This is a genomic window from Luteibacter sp. 9135 (assembly GCF_000745005.1).
Taxonomy (GTDB): Bacteria; Pseudomonadota; Gammaproteobacteria; order Xanthomonadales; family Rhodanobacteraceae; genus Luteibacter.
In genome coordinates this window covers 38,620-59,224 of sequence record NZ_JQNB01000001.1, presented here as the reverse complement: position 1 = coordinate 59,224, position 20,605 = coordinate 38,620, and the positions used below count along the sequence as shown (strand labels likewise).

General features: G+C 67.6%; 16 protein-coding genes. 14 read left to right on the top strand and 2 right to left on the bottom strand.

What is annotated here, in order from left to right:
• Nucleotides 1–6 precede the first annotated feature (6 nt).
• From flhB to FA89_RS00170, 14 genes are all read left to right on the top strand, one after another.
• On the top strand, nt 7–1,152 hold the full coding sequence (gene flhB, locus FA89_RS00235) for a flagellar biosynthesis protein FlhB (RefSeq protein WP_036136986.1): 1,146 nt from the start codon (nt 7–9) through the stop codon (nt 1,150–1,152).
• Between the two features lie 3 nt (nt 1,153–1,155).
• On the top strand, nt 1,156–3,267 hold the full coding sequence (gene flhA / locus FA89_RS00230; protein WP_036136983.1) for a flagellar biosynthesis protein FlhA: 2,112 nt from the start codon (nt 1,156–1,158) through the stop codon (nt 3,265–3,267).
• Nucleotides 3,268–3,294: 27 nt separating this feature from the next.
• On the top strand, nt 3,295–4,677 hold the full coding sequence (gene flhF, locus FA89_RS00225; protein WP_036136980.1) for a flagellar biosynthesis protein FlhF: 1,383 nt from the start codon (nt 3,295–3,297) through the stop codon (nt 4,675–4,677).
• A 69-nt stretch (nt 4,678–4,746) separates the two neighbouring features.
• On the top strand, nt 4,747–5,622 hold the full coding sequence (locus FA89_RS00220) for a P-loop NTPase (RefSeq protein ID WP_036136977.1): 876 nt from the start codon (nt 4,747–4,749) through the stop codon (nt 5,620–5,622).
• Nucleotides 5,619–6,350: an RNA polymerase sigma factor FliA gene (locus FA89_RS00215; RefSeq protein ID WP_036136975.1), complete on the top strand. Its 732-nt coding sequence runs from the start codon at nt 5,619–5,621 to the stop codon at nt 6,348–6,350. Before FA89_RS00220 ends, FA89_RS00215 begins: the two co-directional genes overlap by 4 nt.
• A gap of 56 nt (nt 6,351–6,406) precedes the next feature.
• Nucleotides 6,407–6,808 carry a chemotaxis response regulator CheY gene (gene cheY, locus FA89_RS00210; RefSeq protein ID WP_036136973.1) on the top strand — a complete coding sequence of 134 codons (402 nt, stop codon included), beginning with the start codon at nt 6,407–6,409 and terminating at the stop codon, nt 6,806–6,808.
• A 10-nt stretch (nt 6,809–6,818) separates the two neighbouring features.
• Complete coding sequence (locus FA89_RS00205; protein ID WP_240003829.1) at nt 6,819–7,460, top strand: protein phosphatase CheZ; 642 nt, start codon at nt 6,819–6,821, stop codon at nt 7,458–7,460.
• 7 nt (nt 7,461–7,467) lie between these two features.
• Nucleotides 7,468–9,513 carry a chemotaxis protein CheA gene (locus FA89_RS00200; RefSeq protein ID WP_036136970.1) on the top strand — a complete coding sequence of 682 codons (2,046 nt, stop codon included), beginning with the start codon at nt 7,468–7,470 and terminating at the stop codon, nt 9,511–9,513.
• Entirely contained in the window at nt 9,513–10,253 is a 741-nt protein-coding gene (locus tag FA89_RS00195) for a flagellar motor protein (protein ID WP_036136968.1), read from the top strand. Before FA89_RS00200 ends, FA89_RS00195 begins: the two co-directional genes overlap by 1 nt.
• Nucleotides 10,250–11,200, top strand: a complete 951-nt coding sequence (gene motD, locus FA89_RS00190) for a flagellar motor protein MotD (protein WP_051938420.1) — start codon at nt 10,250–10,252, stop codon at nt 11,198–11,200. Before FA89_RS00195 ends, motD begins: the two co-directional genes overlap by 4 nt.
• Nucleotides 11,200–12,009 (top strand): ParA family protein, encoded by an 810-nt coding sequence (locus FA89_RS00185; RefSeq protein WP_051938419.1) that lies wholly within the window; start codon nt 11,200–11,202, stop codon nt 12,007–12,009. Before motD ends, FA89_RS00185 begins: the two co-directional genes overlap by 1 nt.
• A complete protein-coding gene (locus FA89_RS00180; protein ID WP_036136966.1) occupies nt 12,009–12,581 on the top strand; it encodes a chemotaxis protein CheW in 573 nt (190 codons plus the stop codon). Before FA89_RS00185 ends, FA89_RS00180 begins: the two co-directional genes overlap by 1 nt.
• Complete coding sequence (locus FA89_RS00175; protein WP_036136964.1) at nt 12,578–13,027, top strand: chemotaxis protein CheW; 450 nt, start codon at nt 12,578–12,580, stop codon at nt 13,025–13,027. The genes FA89_RS00180 and FA89_RS00175 overlap by 4 nt, the downstream gene beginning before the upstream one ends.
• A gap of 85 nt (nt 13,028–13,112) precedes the next feature.
• A complete protein-coding gene (locus FA89_RS00170) occupies nt 13,113–13,517 on the top strand; it encodes a DUF2802 domain-containing protein (protein WP_036136961.1) in 405 nt (134 codons plus the stop codon).
• A 58-nt stretch (nt 13,518–13,575) separates the two neighbouring features.
• Here the strand turns inward: FA89_RS00170 and FA89_RS00165 are convergent, their stop codons facing one another.
• Together FA89_RS00165 and FA89_RS00160 are read right to left on the bottom strand one after the other, a co-directional pair.
• Nucleotides 13,576–15,882, bottom strand: coding sequence for an FdhF/YdeP family oxidoreductase (locus FA89_RS00165; RefSeq protein WP_036136958.1), 2,307 nt, complete (start codon nt 15,880–15,882; stop codon nt 13,576–13,578).
• A gap of 967 nt (nt 15,883–16,849) precedes the next feature.
• Nucleotides 16,850–20,596, bottom strand: coding sequence for a translocation/assembly module TamB domain-containing protein (locus tag FA89_RS00160; protein ID WP_036136955.1), 3,747 nt, complete (start codon nt 20,594–20,596; stop codon nt 16,850–16,852).
• Between the last annotated feature and the right edge of the window lie 9 nt (nt 20,597–20,605).

The following is a 20,605-nucleotide window of genomic DNA, read 5'->3' as shown; positions in this document are numbered from 1 at the left end:
CCGGCCATGAGCGAGGGCGCCGACAACGAGGACAAAACCGAATCACCCAGTGACAAACGACTGCGCGAAGCGCGCGAAAAGGGCGACCTGCCGCGCTCGCGCGACCTGTCCACCGCCATCGTGGTGCTGGCGGGCGTGTCCACGCTGATCGCCTCGCGCGAGCAGATGGCCGTGCACGCGGCCAACATCATGCATGTCGGCCTGCGCTACGGGCGCGACGACCTGTTCGCCGCCAACGGCCTGTACCACGCGCTGATGACCGCGGTGATGGAAGGCTTCTGGATGCTGGTGCCCGTGTTCATCGCCACGATGATCGCCGCGATCGCCGCGCCCACGGTGATGGGCGGGCTCAATTTCTCTTTCGAGGCGCTGGTACCCAAGTTCGACCGCATGGACCCGATCAAGGGCTTCGGCCGGCTGGTGTCCATGAACGGCCTGGTGGAGCTGGGCAAGTCGCTGCTGAAGCTGGCCCTGATCGGCGGCACGCTGGTCTGGTTCCTCAATCGCAGCACCCGCGAGATGTACGCGGGCGGTACGGGGCCCGTCGCCGAGGGCATCGCGCATGCCTTCGGCCTGTTCGGCCATGCGTCGCTGGTGTTCGCCGTGGCGCTGGGCGCGGTGGCCCTGGTCGACGCTCCCTGGCAGAAATACAGCTTCACCAAGAAGATGAAGATGACCAAGCAGGAAGTGAAGGACGAGCACAAGGAAAGCGAGGGCAGTCCCGAACTGAAGTCAAAAGTCCGGCAGATGCAGCAGCAGATGTCCCGCCGCCGGATGATGGAAGACGTGCCCACGGCCGACGTCATCGTGACCAACCCGACCCACTTCGCCGTGGCCCTCAAATACGACGAGAACCGCATGGGAGCGCCCCGCGTGGTCGCCAAGGGCGTCGACCTGATCGCCCAGCAGATCCGCGACGTGGCGGGCGGGGCGAAGGTTCCTGTCGTCGAGGCACCGCCGTTGGCACGAGCCTTGTATGCCACCACGGACATCGGGCGCGAAATCCCCTCGGCGCTGTATGTCGCCGTGGCCCAGATCCTGGCCTACGTGTTCCGGCTCAAGCAGGCGATCGCCATGGGCGACCTCCCGCCCGAGCTGCCCACGCAGGACATCGATCCGGACCTGCTCGGCCCCTACCGCATGGATAACTGACGAATGGCTGCTTCCTCCAACCTGATGGGCACCTTCCGGCAGATCGGCCGCCGCGGCGTCGCGGCGCCGGTCGCCATGCTGATCATGCTCGGCATGATGATGCTGCCGCTGCCGCCCTTCATGCTGGACCTGCTGTTCACCTTCAACATTGCGTTGTCGCTGGTGATCCTGCTGGCCACGATGTACGTCATGCGTCCGCTGGAGCTGGCCTCGTTCCCCACGGTGGTGCTGTTCGCCACCTTGCTGCGCCTGGCGCTGAACATCGCCTCCACCCGCGTGGTGCTGCTGCACGGCCATAACGGCCCCGGTGCGGCGGGCAAGGTGATCGAGGCCTTCGCCGAATTCGTCATCGGCGGCAACTTCGCCGTGGGTTTCGTCGTCTTCGCCATCCTCACCATCATCAACTTCGTGGTGGTGACCAAGGGTGCCACGCGCGTGTCCGAAGTCACCGCGCGCTTCACCCTCGACGCCATGCCCGGCAAGCAGATGGCGATCGACGCCGACCTCAACGCCGGCCTGCTGACGCAGGAACAGGCCCGCGAGCGCCGCCAGGAAGTGCGCGAGGAAGCGGATTTCTACGGCTCCATGGACGGCGCGTCCAAGTTCGTGCGCGGCGACGCGACGGCGGGCATGCTGATCCTGGCCATCAACATGCTGGGCGGTTTCTTCATCGGCATGTTCCAGCACGGCCTGTCGGCCGCCGAGGCGGCGCGCACCTACACGCTGCTGACCATCGGTGACGGCCTGGTCGCCCAGGTGCCGGGCCTGATGCTGTCGATCGCGACGGCGGTGATCGTCACCCGCGTGTCCAAGTCCCAGGAAATGGGCAAGCACGTGATGGGCCAGCTGTTCGGCCAGCCCAAGGCGCTGGGCGTGGCGGCCGCGGTGCTGGGCACCATGGGCCTGATCCCCGGCATGCCGAACATTCCCTTCCTGCTGCTGGCCGCCGGCGCGGGGTTCGGCGCCTGGAAGCTGCAGCAGCGCAAGGACCTGGTCGGTGCCGCCGGCACGGCCGGCGTCGCGGGTGCTCCGGGCACCGACCTGGCGCTGGAGTCGACGCCGCCGGCCGAGCGCCTGGAGCTGTCCTGGGAAGACGTCGCCCAGGTCGACACGATCGGCCTGGAAGTGGGCTATCGCCTCATTCCGCTGGTGGACAAGGCCCAGGGCGGCGAACTGATGGCGCGGATCAAGTCGGTGCGCCGCAAGCTGTCGCAGGAACTCGGCTTCCTGGTTCCGTCCGTGCACATTCGCGACAACCTCGATCTGGCCCCGCACGGCTACCGCATCTCGCTGATGGGTGTGCCGATGGGCGAGGCCGAGATCCACACCGAGCGCATGCTGGCGATCGATCCGGGCCGCGTGCACGGCACCATCAACGGCATCGCCACCCGCGACCCGGCGTTCGGCCTGGACGCGGTATGGATCGAGCCGGGCATGCGCGAACACGCGCAGACGCTGGGCTACACCGTGGTCGATCCGGCCACCGTTATCGCCACGCATCTGTCGCACATCTTGCAGAACCACGCCCACGAACTGATCGGCCACCAGGACGTGCAGCAGCTGCTCGACCGCCTGGCCCAGCAGACGCCCAAGCTGGTGGAAGACCTGGTGCCCAAGCGCCTGTCGCTGGGCGCGGTGGTCAAGGTGCTGCAGAACCTGCTGGCCGAGCGCGTGCCCATCCGCAACTTCCGCGGCATCGTGGAATCGCTGGCCGAGCATGCCGGCCAGAGCCAGGATCCCGGCGTACTTGCCGCAGCCGTGCGCGTCACCCTGGGCCGTCAGATCGTGCAGGAAATCGCCGGCCTGGGTTCCGAGGTTCCCGTCATTACTTTGGCGCCGGAACTGGAGCAGATCCTGCTGCAGTCCCTGCAGGGTGGTGGCCCCACCGGCGCCGCCGTGGAGCCGGGCCTGGCCGATCGCCTGCAGCAGAGCGTGGCCGATGCCGCGCGTCGGCAGGAAGCGGCGGGCGAACCGGCGGTATTGCTCGTTTCCCCGGCCTTGCGTCCATGGCTTTCACGCTTTACCCGTCATGTGGCCCAAAACCTGCATGTACTTGCCTACAACGAGGTCCCGGACAACCGGCGCGTCAAGCTGGTGACGGCCCTCGGCAGGTAAGACTTGGACGGACACAGGATCGAACGCATGAAAATCAAACGCTTCGTAGCTCCCGACATGCGCCAGGCCATGCGCCAGGTGCGCGACGAGCAGGGTCCGGACGCCGTGATCCTGTCGACGCGTCGCCTCGACGACGGCATCGAGATCATCGCCGCGCTGGACTACGACGAAGCGCTGGTGCGTGAAGCGGGCTTCGGTGGCGAAACGCCGGCGGCGCGCGAGACGGCACGCGAGGAAACCCCGGTGCGGGCGCGTCGCGAACACGACTTCGCCGCCCGCATCGACCAGGCCAAGGCGGCCACCGCCGCTGCCGTCGAGCGCGTCGTGCGCGGCGGTCCGGCACCGGTTTCCACGATGGCGCCGCAGGGCCTGCATCCGAATGCGCCGCAGCGCCAGTCCAGCGCTGCGCTGGCCGCCAGCGTCGCCGACGTGGTGCGCGCCGCCACCACCGGTCCGCACGCCGCGAACAACGACGCCGCCGTCAACGGCGTACGCGCCGAGATCAACAACCTGCGCGAGATGCTGGAAGTGCAGCTGTCGACGCTGGCCTGGAACCAGATGGACCGCGAGCAGCCGCTACGTGCCCGCGTGCTGCGCGAGATGACCCGCCTGGGCATCGACGGCGACGTGGCCCGTGCGCTGTGCGCCGAACTGCCGCCTGGCATGACGCCGGAACAGGCCCGTTACCTGCCGCTGGGCATCCTCTCGCGCAATATCCGCACCAGCGGGCGCAACGCCGACACAGCCGGTAGCGCGGTCACCGCGCTGGTCGGCACCACCGGCGTGGGCAAGACCACCACCATCGCCAAGCTGGCCGCCCGTGCGGTGCTGCGTCACGGCGCATCCAACGTCGCCCTGATCAGCGCCGACCAGTACCGCATCGGTGCCGGCGCGCAGCTGGAACATTACGGCCGCCTGCTGGGCGTGCGCGTCTACAACGCGCACGATGCGCAGAGCCTGCGCAACGTACTGCTGCAGCTGCGCGGCAAGCACACGGTGCTGATCGACACCGCCGGCCTGGCCGGCAACGACCCCAAGCTGCAGCAGCAGTTCGAAACGCTGCGGGCGATGACCGAGGTGCGCGTGTGCCTGGTGCTCGCGGCGAACGCGCAGGCGCAGGCGATCGACAACGCCGTGCGCGCCTACGCGCCGCTGTCCCCGCAGGCCGCGATCCTGACCAAGCTCGACGAGGCGCCGCTGATCGGTGGCGCCCTCTCGGCCGTCATCCGGCACGGCATGCCGCTGGACTACACCACCGACGGCCAGCGCGTGCCGGAAGACATCGCCTCGGCGGACGCGCGCAAGCTCGTCTGCCTCGCGGCCCAACTGGTCAGGCAGCGCAACGACGAACCGGACGACGCGATTCTCGCCGACCGTTTCGGCTTCGCCGCCACGCCCGCCCTCGCCTGACCCCGGAACTGAAGTAACGTGACTACGGCATCCGCATCCGCACACCCTTTCACGGCAGTGAATTCCTTCATGAGCACACACGTCGATTCCACCCAGGCCGCCGGACTCAACTGGCTTGCCGACCGTCGCCCCACCCGCAGCATCGCGATCGCGGGCGGCAAGGGCGGCGTGGGCAAGACCACGGTGGCGGTCAACCTGGGCATGGCGCTGTCCATGGGCGGGCGCGACGTGGTCCTGCTGGACGCGGACCTGGCCATGGCCAACATCGACGTGCTCCTCGGCCTGCAGCCCACGCGCCATCTGGGCCACATGCTCGAGGGCGAGTGCCGCATCGAGGACCTGATCCTCCATGCCAACCACGGGTTGAAGGTGATTCCCGCCACCTCGGGCGCGCGCCGCATGGCGCAGCTGCCGAACATCGAGCACGCCGCGGTGATCCGCGCATTCGACGAATACCCCGTGGCCCCGGAATACCTGATCGTCGACACCGCGGCCGGCATCTCCGACAGCGTGTCGATGTTCGCCGCCGCGTCGGATGAGGTGGTGGTGGTGGTTTGCGACGAGCCGGCCTCACTGACCGACGCCTACGCGCTGATCAAGGTGATGAGCCGCGAATTCGACGTCAACCGCTTCCGCATCGTGGCCAACATGGTCCGCCACGCCCAGGAAGGCCGCCAGCTGTTCGAGAAGCTGGCCCGCGTGACCAATCGTTTCCTGGACGTGTCCCTGGATTTCATGGGCATGGTGCCGCACGACGAGTACCTGCGACAGGCCATCCGCCGCCAGTCGGCCGTGGTCGACGCTTGGCCGAGCAGCCGTTCGGCCGTGGGATTCAAGAATCTTGCCCGGTCGGTCGATACATGGGGTGAACCCGAACCCCGGGTGCAGGGCCGCATCGGCTTTTTCGCCGAACGGAACCACATGGGGGGAGGGCTGCCACTGTGAGTGTTGCAAGCGAATACCTTGAAGTAACAAAGGTTTCGGCCGACCAGCTGGTCAGGACGCATGCACCGCTGGTGCGCCGGATCGCCTATCACCTGATGGGTCGCCTGCCGCCGAGCGTGGATGCGAACGACCTGATGCAGGCCGGGATGATCGGACTGCTGGAGGCCGCAAGGAATTACTCGCCGACTCGCGCGGCCAGCTTCGAGACCTATGCGGGAATCCGCATTCGTGGCGCCATGCTGGACGAACTGCGCAAGACGGACTGGACCCCGCGCTCCGTCCATCGGAAGCTGCGCGAGGTGGCGGAGGTGACGAGGCAGATCGAGAACGAGACGGGTGGCGACGCCGAAGACGCGGAAGTGATGAAGCGGCTGGGCATCGACGCCATGGAGTACAACCAGATCCTGGCCGACGCGGCGAGCGCGCGGTTGCTCAGCCTCACGGCGCCGGAAGGCGACGAAGGCGCGGCGATCGACGTGGCGGACCCGGACGCCGCGGGTCCGGAAGGCAACTTCGAGAAGAACGGACTGCGCGATGCGCTGGCCCATTCGATCGACGGCTTGCCGGAACGCGAAAAGCTGGTCATGTCCCTGTACTACGATGAAGAGCTCAACCTGAAGGAAATCGGTGCGGTGCTGGGTGTGAGCGAGTCGCGGGTGTGCCAGATCCATGGCCAGGCCCTGATTCGCCTCCGCGCACGCATGTCAGGTTGGAAAGACAAGCAGTGACGGCATCGCGTTGCCGTCGCCGGTAAAGAAAAAAGCGTACGAGGCGGAGAGCAGTTTTGGACAAGAACATGAAGATCCTCGTGGTGGACGACTTTTCCACCATGCGGCGCATCGTCAGGAACCTCCTGGTCGAGTTGGGTTTCACCAACACGCTCATCCAGGAGGCTGAAGACGGCAACGCGGCGCTCGCGCTGCTGCGCGCGCAGCCCATCGACCTGGTCGTCACCGACTGGAACATGCCCAACATGACGGGCATCGACCTGCTTCGCGCCATTCGCGCGGATGCAGCGTTGAAGTCCATGCCGGTGCTGATGGTCACCGCGGAAAACAACCGCGACCAGATCATCGCCGCCGCGCAGAGCGGTGTGAACGGTTACGTGGTCAAGCCCTTCACGGCGGTGACGCTGAAGGAAAAGCTCGACAAGATATTCGAACGACTTGCCGCGGCAGCGGGCTGAGGGAATGACGATGAACACGATGCTTTCCCCCGGCCAGGACGTGGCCCCCCAGTTGCGTGAACTGCTCGGCGCCGATGACTCGGCAGCGTTCGAGAAAGCCCTGGACGACCTGATCCGCAGCCGCGAGCAGCACCTGTTCCTGGCGCTGGGCCACCTGGCGCGCGACCTGCACGAATCCGCGCGTCGCCTGGCTTCCGACATCTCCACCGATGGCGTGCCGGGCAACATGAGCGACGCGCGCAAGCATCTGCGCGACGTTCTCGAAATGAGTTCCACGGCCGCCCATCGCACGCTGGACTTCAGCGAGAAGCTGCGTCCCCAGGCGCAGGCCCTGGCCAAGCAGGCCGATGAGATCCTGGTGCTGGATCACGCCGATCCGGCGTTCGGTGCCAACGCCACGGCACTGGCCGTGCGTGTCGGCGACTTCGCGCAAAGCTGCGACATCGGGCTGGGCGAGATGGTCGAGGCACAGTCATGGCAGGATCTTTCCGGTCAGCGCGTGGCCCAGGTCGAGGCCTTCATGGCCAAGGTCGAATCCTCGCTCGTCGAGCTGGTCCGTCTCACCGGTTCGCTCGCGGGCGGCAATGCGCCGGCTGCCGAGAAGGTCAGCCAGGACGAAGTGGACCGGCTCCTCAGCGAATTCGGTTTCTGAGTACCCTATGAGCGTGGAGCTGGACAACGAGCTGCTCAATGTCTTCCTGATCGAAGCGCGCGAACTGCTCGAGAGCCTGGGCGAACAGCTCGTGGATCTCGAAGCCTCCCCGCACGACGTGGAGCTGCTTAACGCGGTGTTCCGTGCCTTCCATACGGTGAAAGGCGGGGCGGGCTTCCTTGGCCTCAATGCGATGGTCGAGCTGTGTCATCGCGGCGAGGATCTGCTCAACGAGGCCCGCAACGGGGTGATCGTGCTGCACGCCGCCTATATGGACGCGCTGCTCGAATCGCTCGACCTGCTCAACGACATGATGCGTGCCGCCGACGGCGGCGTGCCGATCGAGCCCGCGCCGCGTTCGCTGCTCGATCGCCTGCTGATCCCCGGTCGCGCCGTGTCCGCGCCGCCGGTGGCGCTTGCCGTGCCGATCTCGGCGGCCGCGTCGACGCCGACGGCCCCCGCCGCACAAAAGACCTACGACCCGATCGAGGACGAATTCGAGGCAATGCTCGATGCCGCCCGTACCGATCGCGCACCGGCGGCACCGTCGGGCACGATCAACGACGACGAATTCGAAGCCCTGCTCGACTCGCTCTACGGCACCGGTGCGCCCGGCGCCGAGGGTGCGTCCGCTCCGCCGCCGCCCGCCCCGGTCGTCGCCGTGGCACCGGCGCCCGTGGCGAACAACGACGCCATCAGCGACGACGAATTCGAGGCGCTGCTGGATTCCCTGCACGGTGCGGCCGCCCCGGGGGCGATCGTGCCGCCGGCGGCTCCCGTCGCCGTTGCGGTACCGGTCGCTGCGGCGCCCGCTGCACCGTCGCCCGTCGCGTCGGCCCCGGCCCCGGCCGCCAGCGCGGAGAAGCGCGCTTCTTCCACCGCCGACACCACCGTGCGTGTGGACACCCACCGGCTGGACAGCCTGGTCGACGCGGCCGGCGAACTGGTGCTGGTGCGCAACCGCCTCACCAGCCTGGCGCCGCGCGGTGGCAACGATCCGATGGAACGCGCCATCGGCGAGCTGGAGCGCGTCGCCGAAGACCTGCAGAACGCCGTGCTGCGCATGCGCATGCAGCCGGTCGGCAAGCTGTTTTCCCGTTTCCCGCGCATCGTTCGCGACCTTGCCCGCCAGCTCGGCAAGGAAATCGAGCTGGTCACGGAGGGCGAGGACACCGACATCGACCGCACCGTGGTCGAGGCCCTGGCCGATCCCCTGGTCCATTTGCTGCGCAACGCGGTGGACCACGGCGTGGAGATGCCCGACGCACGCGCGGCGGAAGGCAAGCCGCGCCTGGGCACCGTGCGCCTGGCGGCCGGCCAGTATGGCGACCGCATCGTCATCACCGTCACCGACGACGGCAAGGGCATGGATCCCGAAGTGCTCCGGCGCAAGGCGGTCGAGAAGGGCCTGATGGATGCCGAGCAGGCCGCGCGCCTGGACGAGCGCGAGTGCTACGAGATCGTCTTCCGGCCCGGCTTCTCCACGGCCAGCCAGGTGTCCGACATCTCTGGCCGCGGCGTCGGCATGGACGTGGTCAAGACCAAGATCGTCGAACTGGGCGGCACGCTGTCCATCGACTCGCGCGTGGGCCACGGCAGCACCGTGCGCCTCTCCGTGCCGCTCACGCTGGCGATCATGCGCGTGCTGATGGTGCGCGTGGGGCATCGGCTGCTTTCGCTGCCGCTGTCCAACGTCAGCGAGGTGTTCGAACTGGTGCCCGGGCAGATCCAGGAACTGGACGGCCGTATCGTCGCGGCACATCGCCAGCGCGCGCTGCCGCTGGCCGACCTGGGCCACTGGGCCGGCACCGGCGGCAAGGGCGGCCATGTGGTCGTCGTGCAGATCGGCCACCAGACCCTGGGTTGCCTGGTCGACGAAGTGCTCGGCCGCGAGGACGTCATGGCCAAGCCGCTCGGTCCGTTCCTCAAGGACGTGCCCGGCGTGGCGGGTGCCACCATCACGGGCGACGGGCGGATTTCGCTGGTACTCGACCTGTCTGGCCTGGCCGACGACAGCGGGCAGGTCTTGCCGTCGCTGCGTATGGCGGTCTGATGGATATCGTCAGCGTCGTCGGCACGATCCTGGCCTTCGTGGTCATCATCGTGGGGACCATCCTCAAGGGCTCCAGCCTCGACGCCCTGTGGAACCCGGCGGCCTTCGTCATCGTCTTCCTCGGCACGCTGGCCGCGCTGCTGGTGCAGACACCGGGGCCCGTGCTCAAGCGCGCCTGGAGCATGCTGCCCTGGGTCTACCGTCCGCCCGATATCGAGTCGGAGAACCTCGTCGGCCGCATCGTCGGCTGGAGCGAGATATCCCGGCGCACCGGCCTGCTCGGGCTGGAACCCTCGATCGAGCGCGAGTCCGACCCCTTCATCCGCAAGGGGCTTCAGCTTTTGGTGGACGGCACCGAGCCCGACGCCATGCGCTCGGTGCTGGAAGTGGAAGTGCTCGCGCGCGAGCACAACGACATCGAGGCGGCCAAGGTCTACGAGAACGCCGGTGCCTACTCCCCCACGATGGGCATCATCGGCGCCGTCATGGGCCTGATGTCGGTCATGCAGAACCTGGCCGACCCGAGCAAGCTCGGGCACGGCATCGCCGCGGCCTTCGTCGCCACCATCTACGGCATCGGGCTGGCCAATCTGCTGGCCCTGCCGATGGCCTCGCGACTGAAGGGCCTGGCGCGTCGCCGTTCGCAGATGCGAGAGATCCTCGTCGAAGGCCTGGTCTCGATCGCCCAGGGTGACAACCCGCGGCACATCGAGAGCAAGTTGCAGGGGTTCCTGACGTGAAGCGTCGCCACCACGAAGAGCACATCAATCACGAGCGCTGGGCCATTCCCTACGGCGACCTGATTACCTTGCTGCTCGCGCTGTTCGTAGTGATGTACGCCGTGTCGGCGGTCAACGAGACCAAGTTCAAGGTGATGGCCCAGTCCATCAACGAGGCTTTCAACGGTACCGGCAAGGTGATCGAGCCGATCCGTGAGGCCACGCCGGCGCAGGTGCCGTTGCCCAACCAGTCACGCGCGCCGGCCGCCGCGCCCATCGCGCGCATCGACGTGCCCGTACCGCCGCGCAACCTGCCGTTGCCGGGCCACGAAGGTGCCGCCGCGCAGCGCCAGGACGGCGCGAAGGCCAACATCGCTCCGGCGGCCTCCGTTGCCTCGGCCGCCTCCGTCGCGGTGCCGGCCACGGCGGCCACCGCCAGCGTCGGCAAGACGAACGACGCCAGCCTCAGCCAGATATCCGACGAGGTGAAGCGGGCCATGAAGCCGCTGATCGACAAGAGCCTGGTCAATGTGCGGCAGACGCCGGACTGGCTCGAGATCGAGGTCAAGACGGACATGCTCTTTCCCGTGGGCGTGGCGAAGCTGCAACCGCCCGCCGACGAAGTGCTGCGCAAGCTGGCCGGCATCCTCGCGCCGTTTCCCAATGCCATGCGCATCGAGGGCTACACCGACAACACCCCCATCGCCACGCCCACGTTTCCGTCCAACTGGGAACTGTCGGCGGCGCGCGCCGCCACCGTGGCACGGCTGTTGACCACCATGGGTGTCGATCCGCATCGCGTGGGCATCATCGGCTGGGGCGAGTTCCGCCCCATCGTGGCCAACGACACCGACGACGGCCGCAACCGCAACCGTCGCGTGCTGATCGTGGTGATGAGCGACAAGGCCGCGCCCGCCCGTTTCTACAGCGATACCGCGCATCTGGCCCCGAGCGAGGCCAATCGCTGATGCAGACCTGGGCGATCGCCAACCAGAAGGGCGGGGTGGGCAAGACCACCACCACCGTGGCGCTGGGCAGCCTGCTGGCGGCGGCTGGCGAGCGCACCTTGCTGATCGACATGGACCCGCACGCCTCGCTCTCCGGCTACATCGGGGTCGAAGGTGGCACGCATGGCAGCGTCTACGACCTGTTCGGCACCAGCGGCAACGCCATCCCCCTGCCGGTGCGCACGCTGGTGCATGCCACCCGGTGGGATCGACTGAGCGTCTTGCCGGCCTCGGCCGCCATGATCACGCTGGACCGCCAACTGGGTACGCGTGCCGGGCAGGGTCTGGTGTTGTCACAGGCGCTCGCGGAACTTGCACCCGATTTTGACCACGTACTGCTCGACTGCCCGCCGACCCTGGGCGTGCTGATGGTCAACGCGCTGGCGGCCAGCGACCGCCTGGTGGTGCCCACGCAGACCGAGGCCCTGGCGCTCGCCGGTCTCGAGCGCATGCTGCGCAGCCTGTCGATGATCGAACGCTCGCGCGGCCGCCCGCTGCCGCGCACCATCGTGCCCACCCTGTACGACGCGCGCACCCACGCCTCGCGTGCCTGTCTCGCGCAGTTGCGCGAGCAGTACGGCGACAGCGTGAGCGAAGCCGTGATCCCCACGGACACGCAGATTCGCGAAGCCAGCGCGGCGGGTATTCCGCTGGCCTCGTGGCCGGCCGCGAAGCGCGGCGGAATGGCATATCGGCAGTTACTCGACGAGTTGCGGCTACCCGCGCGCGAGGCGTCCGTCGCCAGCAGCGCCAGGGATGCGGCGGCGTGATGCGTGCCAAGCAGGATGCCGAACAGGTGGTGGCCGATTACTTGGCCGAACTGCTTACACCGGTCGTGGCGCCGCCGGTCGTTCCTGAAACCCGCGGCGCGGTGGTGGCCATCGAAACCTGGCGCAATGCGCCGTCGCAGCCCACCGGGCCGCGCGTGGACGACCGCTACCTGCTGTGCATCGCGGCCGGCGTGAAGCTGGCCGTGCCGATGGCGGAGGTCAGCCACGTGCTGCCTATTCCGCCGCTGTCGCCGCCGAACGTGCCCAACCCGATCTGCCTGGGCCGCTGGCGTCATCCCGGCGGCGAAGCACGGGTGGCCGATCTTGCGGCCATCCTCTCCCCGGACATGGCCGGCGCGCTGGCATCCACCCTGGTGCTGCTCGGCGAGCGCGGCTGGGCGCTGGCCTGCATCGTCGTCGACGAGCCGGTCGAACTACATACGGACGCCATCCAATGGCGCCATGGTGCGACCACCCGGCCGTGGCTGGCCGGCATGTCGCAAGATCCCAAATGCGGCGTGGTGGATACCATCGCGCTGATCGAATGGCTGGAAAAGGAGCTGGATCCGTGACCGACTCGCAAGGCAACGGCCAGGGCACCTGGCTGGGTTTCTCGCTCAAGGGCCAGCGTTATGCGGTGCCCCTGGCCAGCGTGCGCGAAGTGATCCGCCCCGGCGACATCACGCCGGTGCCCGGTGGGCCGGCGGACGTCCTGGGCATCGTCAACCTGCGTGGCCAGATCGTCCCCGTGCTCGACGGCCGGCGCCGTTTCGGCCTGGACGGCCACGTGGAGCCTGGCGCGGAGGACACGCACCGCGTCATCGTGTTCGACGATAGCGGCAGCATCGTCGGCATGCTCATCGACGTGATCGGCGACATGCTGCAGTTCGATGCCGTCGACGTGGACCTGCCGCCGCCCGGCCGTGCCGATCGTCGCGACGATCCGGTCACCGGCGTCATCACCCGCGACGACGGTTTCATCGCGCTGATCGACGTGGCGCGGCTGTGCCGTAGCTGACGCGAGCGGCGTCAGCTACGGCGTCGGTAGGCAGCGCCGCCGCGTTGCGCTAACGTGTCCGCGCTCATATCGGGAGCCTTACCGCATGAACCCCATCGTCGGATATGTCCTCGTCGGACTGGCCCTCGTCAACCTGCTGGGCCTGCTGCTGGTGTTTCGCCGGCTGGGCAGGGCGGCCATGACCCCGGCAGCGACGCCCATGGCCGAGCCGGTGCCGCCGCCCGCGGCACCCGCGGAGCCCGTGATCGCCCCCGATACGCTCAATACGATGCTGCGGCGGCTGGAAAACCGCCTGGGGGATATCGAGGAGCAGGTGCGCCATGCACCCACGGTCACGCTGGCCTCCGAACCGGGCAGCACCAGCGATCGTTCGCTAGCCTTGGCCCAGCGCCTCGCGCGGCAGGGTGCCACGCCGAAGGACATTGCCGAAACCTGCGGCATCTCCCTTACCGAGGCCGAGCTGCTGCATCGCCTGCACGCGGCGCGCTGACACCCGGCAACGCGGGACGCGGCCCGATCGGCGCGCGTCCCGACGACCGGGCCGACTATCAGGCGGCAACGTGCCCGGCCGGCGTGGTGGCGAGAATACGCACCGGTACGCCTTTCGCCGCGGGCGTCTTCGACGCCACGTCGTGGTACCACAGCGGCATCAGCGGATTCATCTCGGGGTAGTAACCGCCGACGCAACCGGACGGCAGGTTGAACGGTGTCACCGTCAGCCCACCCACGGCGCGCGATGCCGCGTCGCCGGCATCCCCGACGAGCGATACGACCTGTCCCGCGTGCAATCCATCGCGGTCGATATCTGCGGGATTCATGAGCAATACCGCGCGTGATCCTTCCAGCCCACGCAAGCGGTCGCTGTGCCCGTAGATGGTCGTATTGAACTGGTCGTTGGAGCGCATCGTGATCAGGTGATAGCGACCCGGCGCATCGCCGACGCCCACGGCCGACAGCACCGACGGTGTGGTGAAGCGGGCCTTGCCCGTTTCCGTTTTCCAGTCGCGCTCGCGCGCGGGGTTGCCGCGATAGAAGCCGCCAGCATCGAACATGCGCGCGTTGTAGTCCTTGAACTGATCCGGATAGGTCTGTTCGATCAGGTCGCGGATGAGACCGTAATCTGCCGTCCATTCATCCCAGCGCCAGGCGGGGTTCGGTGGCAGGGTGGCCTTGGCGATACCGGCCACGATGGCCACCTCGGACAGCAGGTGCTCGCTGGCCGGCGCGCGCTTGCCGATGGAACCGTGGATGTGACTGAAGCTGTCTTCCATCGAGACCGACTGGCTTCCGCCGGCCTGCACGTCCTCCTCGGAACGCGCCAGGCACGGTAGTAGGTAAGACGCCTTGCCGTGGACCAAGTGGCTGCGATTGAGCTTGGTCGCGATGTAGACCGTCAGTGCCTGCGTGGTCCACGCCGCCTCGACCACCTCGCGATCCGGCACGGCTCGAACGAAGTTGCCACCGAGGCTGATGAAACCGCTCACCGTGCCCGCGATGATGCCCTCGCACGCCTCGACGGTGCCCATGCCCTTGTCGCGTGGCGGTTCGAAGTCGAACTGTTTCGCCAGCACGTCCAGTGGCACCAGTTCCGGTTTCTCCGATATGCCGACGGTGCGCTGTCCCTGTACGTTGGAGTGACCACGCACGGGGCACACGCCCGTACCCTCGCGACCGATATGCCCACCGAGCAACATCAGGTTGACCATCATCCCCAGCGACTGCGAACCATGCACGTGCTGGGTCAGCCCCATGCCGTACACGGCGATGATGCGCTCCGAGGTTGCGTAGACGTCGGCGGCCGCTTCCAGGTCGGCCCGCGTGAGGCCTGACTCGCGCTCGATATCGACCCAGTCCGTCGCCTGCACCTTCGCGGCGAAGTCGGCAAACTCGCTGGTGTGCAGTCCGATGAACGTCCGATCGATGATCGGTCGTGAACGCTCCGGGCCGGCTGCGGCGTCAAGGGCAAACAGGTGCTTGCAGATACCCATGATAGCCGCGATATCGCCACCGGGGCGCACCTGGAAATACAGGTGGGACAGTTCGGTCGCGTGACCGGTCAACATCTGCAGCGGGTTCTGCGGATTGACGAAGCGCACCAGGCCCTGCTCGCGCACCGGGTTGAATGTGACGATGCGGCAACCGCGCTTTACCGCTTCCTGCAGCGGGTGCAGAAAGCGCGGGCTGTTGCTGCCGGGGTTTTGCCCGAAATAGAAGATGGCATCGCAGCTTTCGAAATCCTCCAGTACGCATGTGCCCACGGGCGAGCCGATCACCTTCTTCAACGCGACGGACGTGGTCTCGTGGCACATGTTGGAGCTGTCCGGGAGATTGTTGTTGCCATAGAAACGCGCGGTCAGTCCGTAAAGATAGGACTGCTCCAGCGCCGACTTGCCCGAGGCGTAGAAGACGACGGACTTCGGGTCGAGCGTTTTCAGCGTGGCGCCGATGCCTTCGAATGCCTCGTTCCACGAGCATGCGACATAGCGGTCGGTCGCGGCGTCGTACCGCATCGGCTCGGTCAGGCGTCCCTGCATTTCCAGGTCGAAGTCGGCCCAGTCGAGCAGTTCGGTGACGGTGTGTTCGGCGAAGAAGGCCGGCGTGCAGCGATCGGACGTCAGCTCCCACAGTGTGGACTTGGCGCCGTTCTCGCAGAACTCGAATCGATGGGGTTTCTTCGGCTTGCCCCACGCGCACGAGCTGCACATGAAGCCATGCGGCTTGTTCTGGTGGAGCAGGGTGTCCATCGAGGCTGGCGTGGGTTTTTCCCGCAACAGCACCTGGCTCATGCCCGATACCGATCCCCAGCCGCCGGCAGCGCCTTCGTGCTGGATGCCCTGTTCTTTACCGGATGCCATCGTGGGTCTCCCATGCGGTTACCTGGTCGAGGGAATCACGTGGGCTGTGAGGGGGGTGGGAAGCTATTGGTAAGAATGTTTTGCCTCGGCGTAGGGCTCGCCTTCGGCATCGCGTTTAGCCTTGGAGCCTTGGGCTCTGGGGCAAGAGCCGGCGGGTAGCCCCCTCGGGGCCACGCCTACGGCGACCCGCTAGGGAAGGGCCGCTCCGCGGCCGTCTGTCTATTGCCCTACGGGCCGGGTCGGGCTTCGCACAGGGGTTCTCGACTCGACATCCTGTCTCGCGAGAACGGCCGGCCGTCCTGGCCGGCCCCCTTCGGGCCTTGTCCGTTCGAATCCCTCGCCTGCGGCTACCGGCCCCGAGGGGGCTACCCGCCGGCTCTTTCCAAGACTGAGGTAGGTTGTGAGGCGAGCGGTCGCAGATGTGCAGGGTATGGCGTCAGCGCTTCGTTGGCTTTTCGCCCACATCGTGGGCTCCTACCCCACGGGTAGGGCAGGTTGTGGCATATCCAACGCGTGATCTGCCGTCTGGGGGGGGGTAGGAGCGCACGCACGTGCGCGAACCCTCGACGTATCCAAGGCGACCGATGCCATGCAAATCAGGCAAGCGAGCGTTCCCACCCACGAAGCGAAACCCAGCTCTTAGCTTTTCCCACACGCAACCTCAGTCGTCGAAAGAGCCGGCGGGTGCCACCCTCGTGGCCGGTAGCCGCAGGCGAGGGATTCGAACGGAAAAGGCCGCGAAGCGGGGTCGGCCAGGACGGCCGGCCGTTTTCGCGAGACAGGATGTCGAGTCGAAAACCCCCGTTCGAAGCCCGACCCGGCCCGAAGGGCAATCGATAAACGGCCGCGTACGCGGCCCTTCATTGACGGGTCGCCGCAGGCGTGGCCCCGGGGGTGGCACCCGCCGGCTCTTGCTCCAAGACGCCAATGCTCTTGCTCCAAGACGCCAAGGCTCTTGCCCGAAACCTCACCGCTCGAGTCGGTAATTCAAGCTAGCTCGGCTGAAATCGGTCGCGTTCTGTGCCTCGAAATTCCACTTGTGGCTGAACAGGTAGCGCAGCGTGATGACCTGGCCGGGGTCGAACAGGCCGACGCCGTAGCTGAGGTAAAGGCGCGGCGACAGGTACTTGCCCACCGTGAAGGCCGAGGCGCCGCCGAGGGCATCGCTGTTGGTCACGCCGATATCGTCCACGCCAATGCGGGAGCCCACGCGCTTGGCCAGCAGGTCGCCCGCGGCGGAGCCCAGCGCCTGCGCGGCGGCGCCCACCATGCTGCCTTCGCCACCCTTTACCTGCGACAGCGGCTTGCCGGTAACGAGGTAGGAAAGCGCGTCGGACTGCTCCATCACCGGGTTGGAGAATACGGTGAGGATGGGGCGCTGCGCCGTACCCGAGACGTAGAGGCCGACCTTCTGGCCTTCGTCGATGGTGGCGTTCGGGTTGAGGGTGCGCGCGGCACGGATGTTCAGGCCGGGGTTGTCGATGGGTGTACTGGCGAACAACAGCTGGCCTTGTTCGATCCTCAGGTCCTGACCGTAGGCCTTGTAGGTGCCGTCCACGCCGATCTGGCCCTGGCCCGTCGTCGCGCGGCCAGGGCGTTCGCGTACGTCAAGCTGGCCGGTGATGCGACCGTCGATGCCGAAGCCGACCAGGTGCACCTTCTGGCCCAGATCGACGCGGATGTCGGCGCGGATGGGCGCCGTTTCCGCGGCGGCCTCGCGCTTCTTGTCGTCCACCACGACGACGTCGGAGGATGCCTTGGTGGCACCGGCGCCGGGCAGACGTTCGACGTTGACGTCGGCTAGGTCGACATTGAGCTTGCCGCTGACGTTCATGCCCTTGGCGTCCTGCACGATGGTCAGGTCCGGCGAGAGGATCGCCTTGGCCGCCGGGATGTCCACCGCGGTGAACTTCGACCCCGTCACGCCAAGGCGCATGGTAGCGCCCGTGCCCAGCAGCGCCGCACCCTTGATCCCCAGCGTGCCCTCGCCCGAGCCGACGGTGCCGTCGACGACGTAGTTCTTCGCATCGGCGGTGGTGACACTGATGCGGCCGTTCTTCAGTTTCAGGCCGGCGCTGGGCACCTCGGCCGCGAAGCCCGAGACCAAGGCCTGGCCGGTGATCGACGGTTCGGCCATCGTGCCGCCCAGGCTGAAGTCGGCGTCGAGGCCGCCCTTCACTTCGGCGATTTCCGTGGTGAACAGCTCGATGATGCCGAGGTCTTTCAGGTGCAGCGCGATCGTGCCGCCGAGGGCCTGCTGCGCGCCACTGAGCGAGACGTTGCCCGCGAGCGTGCCACCGTGGTCGAGGTTGGCGTTGAGGGTAAGCCGCTGGCTGCCGGGCGACAGCTGCGCGTTGGCGGACAGGTTGTCGTAGACCACCAGCGGCTGGTCCGCGCGATCCGCATAGGCCACCGTGCCGTGGGCCGAGCGCACATCGGCACGCCCCGACAGGGCGCCGGCGGCGGTGCGGCGGATGGTGCCGTCGCCTTCGATGATGCCGTCCGCGCGCATGGGGCTGTCGGAGGCCTGTGCGGCCGTCATCAGCAGGGCCAGTGGCACCTGGCGCAGGCGATAGCTGGCGTCGAGGTTGCCGGCCTTATCCTGGCGGGCGTTGACGCAGAGCAGGGGCTCGCCCGCGGTCAGGCACAGGTCGCCGAGGCTGGCTGCGCCGTCCTTGTACGCCAGTTGGCTGGGATTCTGCAGGCGCCAGCGCGGTAGGCCCTGGTAATCGAGGTCCAGCGCCGACAGGGTGCCGCTCCAGGCGCCGTTACGCAGGGCGCCTGAGAGACGCAGGCCGGCCGTGAGCGGGCGGCCGCGGACATCGATGCTGAGCTGGTGTTTTTCCTGCGTGCCGTCGGCGTCCACGGCAAGGCGGTCGAAGGCCAGCCCACCCGCGTTGACGCCGGTACCGACGAGGTCGAGGTTGCCGCCCGGTGCGCTTATATCGGGGATGTCGGCATCGACGGTAAGCGCGTCGATCTTCTGGCCGGCGTAGACGATGGCTCCGCCGCGCAGCTTCGCCGTTACCGCCAGCTTCGGCAGGTTGCCCCGGGCGGTGATGTCGCCCTGCACGCGGCCGCCGGCATCGGGTAGCCAGTCGCCCAGCGACGCGATGGCGAGTTTGAGCGTGGCATCGTTGGCGGTGTCGCCCTTGGCGTCCAGGCGGATGGTGCTGCCGCCGGAGGCGAGGTCGAGCGTGCCGTTTACCACCTCGTGCGGTTTCAGTGTCAGTTCGCCGTTGCCGCGCAGCGGACGCTGGCGCAGCGTGCCGTCCAGCTTGCGCAGGGCCAGCGTGCCGAGCGGCTGGTCGTCGACAAGGTGCCCCTCCGTGGAGAGGTCGAGGTTGAGGGCGCCAGGCCAGTCGGCCAGCAACTGGCCGGGGTCGAAACGGTTGCCCTTGACGTCGAGTTTCCACGCCAGTGCGGGTTTCAGGGTGAGCGTGCCGCTGGCGCCCAGGTTGCCGTTGGCCTGTTTCAGATCCACCGTGTGCAGCGTGACGACATCCGGAGTGCCGTCCACGTCCAGCGTGAACTTGCCGAGTCGTCCCGGCGGCCCGATATCGACATCGCCGGCAGCGTGGTAGGCGTCGGCGCTGCCCTTGAAGCCGAGCTGTCCCGTGCTGGCCAGGTCCTGCCCGGCGACGTTGGCCGGCAGCAGCACGTCCTTCCAGTTCAGTGCCAGATCGGCCGAGACGGGCGCGGCCGCGATGTCCACCGTGCCCTTCGCTGTGATCGAGCCCTTGACCTGCGGCGAGCCGATGGTCAGTTCGTCCAGTGTCAGGCGCTTGTACTCGTGATCGAAGGTGGCCTTCAAGGGCGCCAGGCGCACGACGTAATCATTGAGCGACAGATCGCCCGTGAGGTTGGCGCCGTAGCGGTCGCCGCTACCCTTCACGGCCAGGGCCAGCGACGTCAGGCTGGTCTCACCCAGCAGCGGCTTCGGATCGAAGGACGGCGCATCGATGGATGCCGTCCAGGGGAAGTCGCCGCTCTGTTGCAGGTTGGCGTCCACCTGCGCGAGCAGCGGCAGGGTCAGCTTGACCACGGTATGCGCCCGGGCGCCATCACTGTGCGCCTCGACGGTGCCCGCGTAGTCGATGTCGCCGACCTTCCAGCGGAAACTCGCCGTGCCGTCGCCGTGATACTGCTTGCCCACCGCCAACGTGCCGCCGAGGTCCGCCTGGCCGTCGGGAGCGCGCAGTGCCAGTGTCTTGAGCGCGATGCCGTCCGCCGTCCATGAACCGGCCAGGTCCAGCGAGTTCGACTCGAACAGCGGCTTGCCTTCCTGGGTGACCCTCACATGGCCGACCTTGACCCGGTCCAGCACGATGTCGAGCGGCGGCTTGAGCGAGAGGGGCTCGGAGGGCTGGGTGTCCGGCTGGCTGGGTCCGAGGGCGACATCGATGCCGTCCGCGGTCAGGGTGTAGATGTGGGCACGCTTGCGCAGCAGCGCACCGAACGCGAAGTCCAGGTGCGCCGTGGCGACGCGTACATCCATGCCCTTGCCGTCGCGGTAGCGCAGGCCGGTGATGTCCAGCGGCCCGGCCAGGCGACCCTCCGCCTGTTGCACCGTGAGGGCGCCATCGGTGAAGCCTTGCGCGCGGGCCAGCGCGAAGCGCAGGCCGGATGCGCTGCCGACCAGCCACCAGACGCCGAGGACGATCACGAGCAGCAACGCGCCCAGCGCCACGGCGATACGGACGAACCATGTCATGCGGACGCT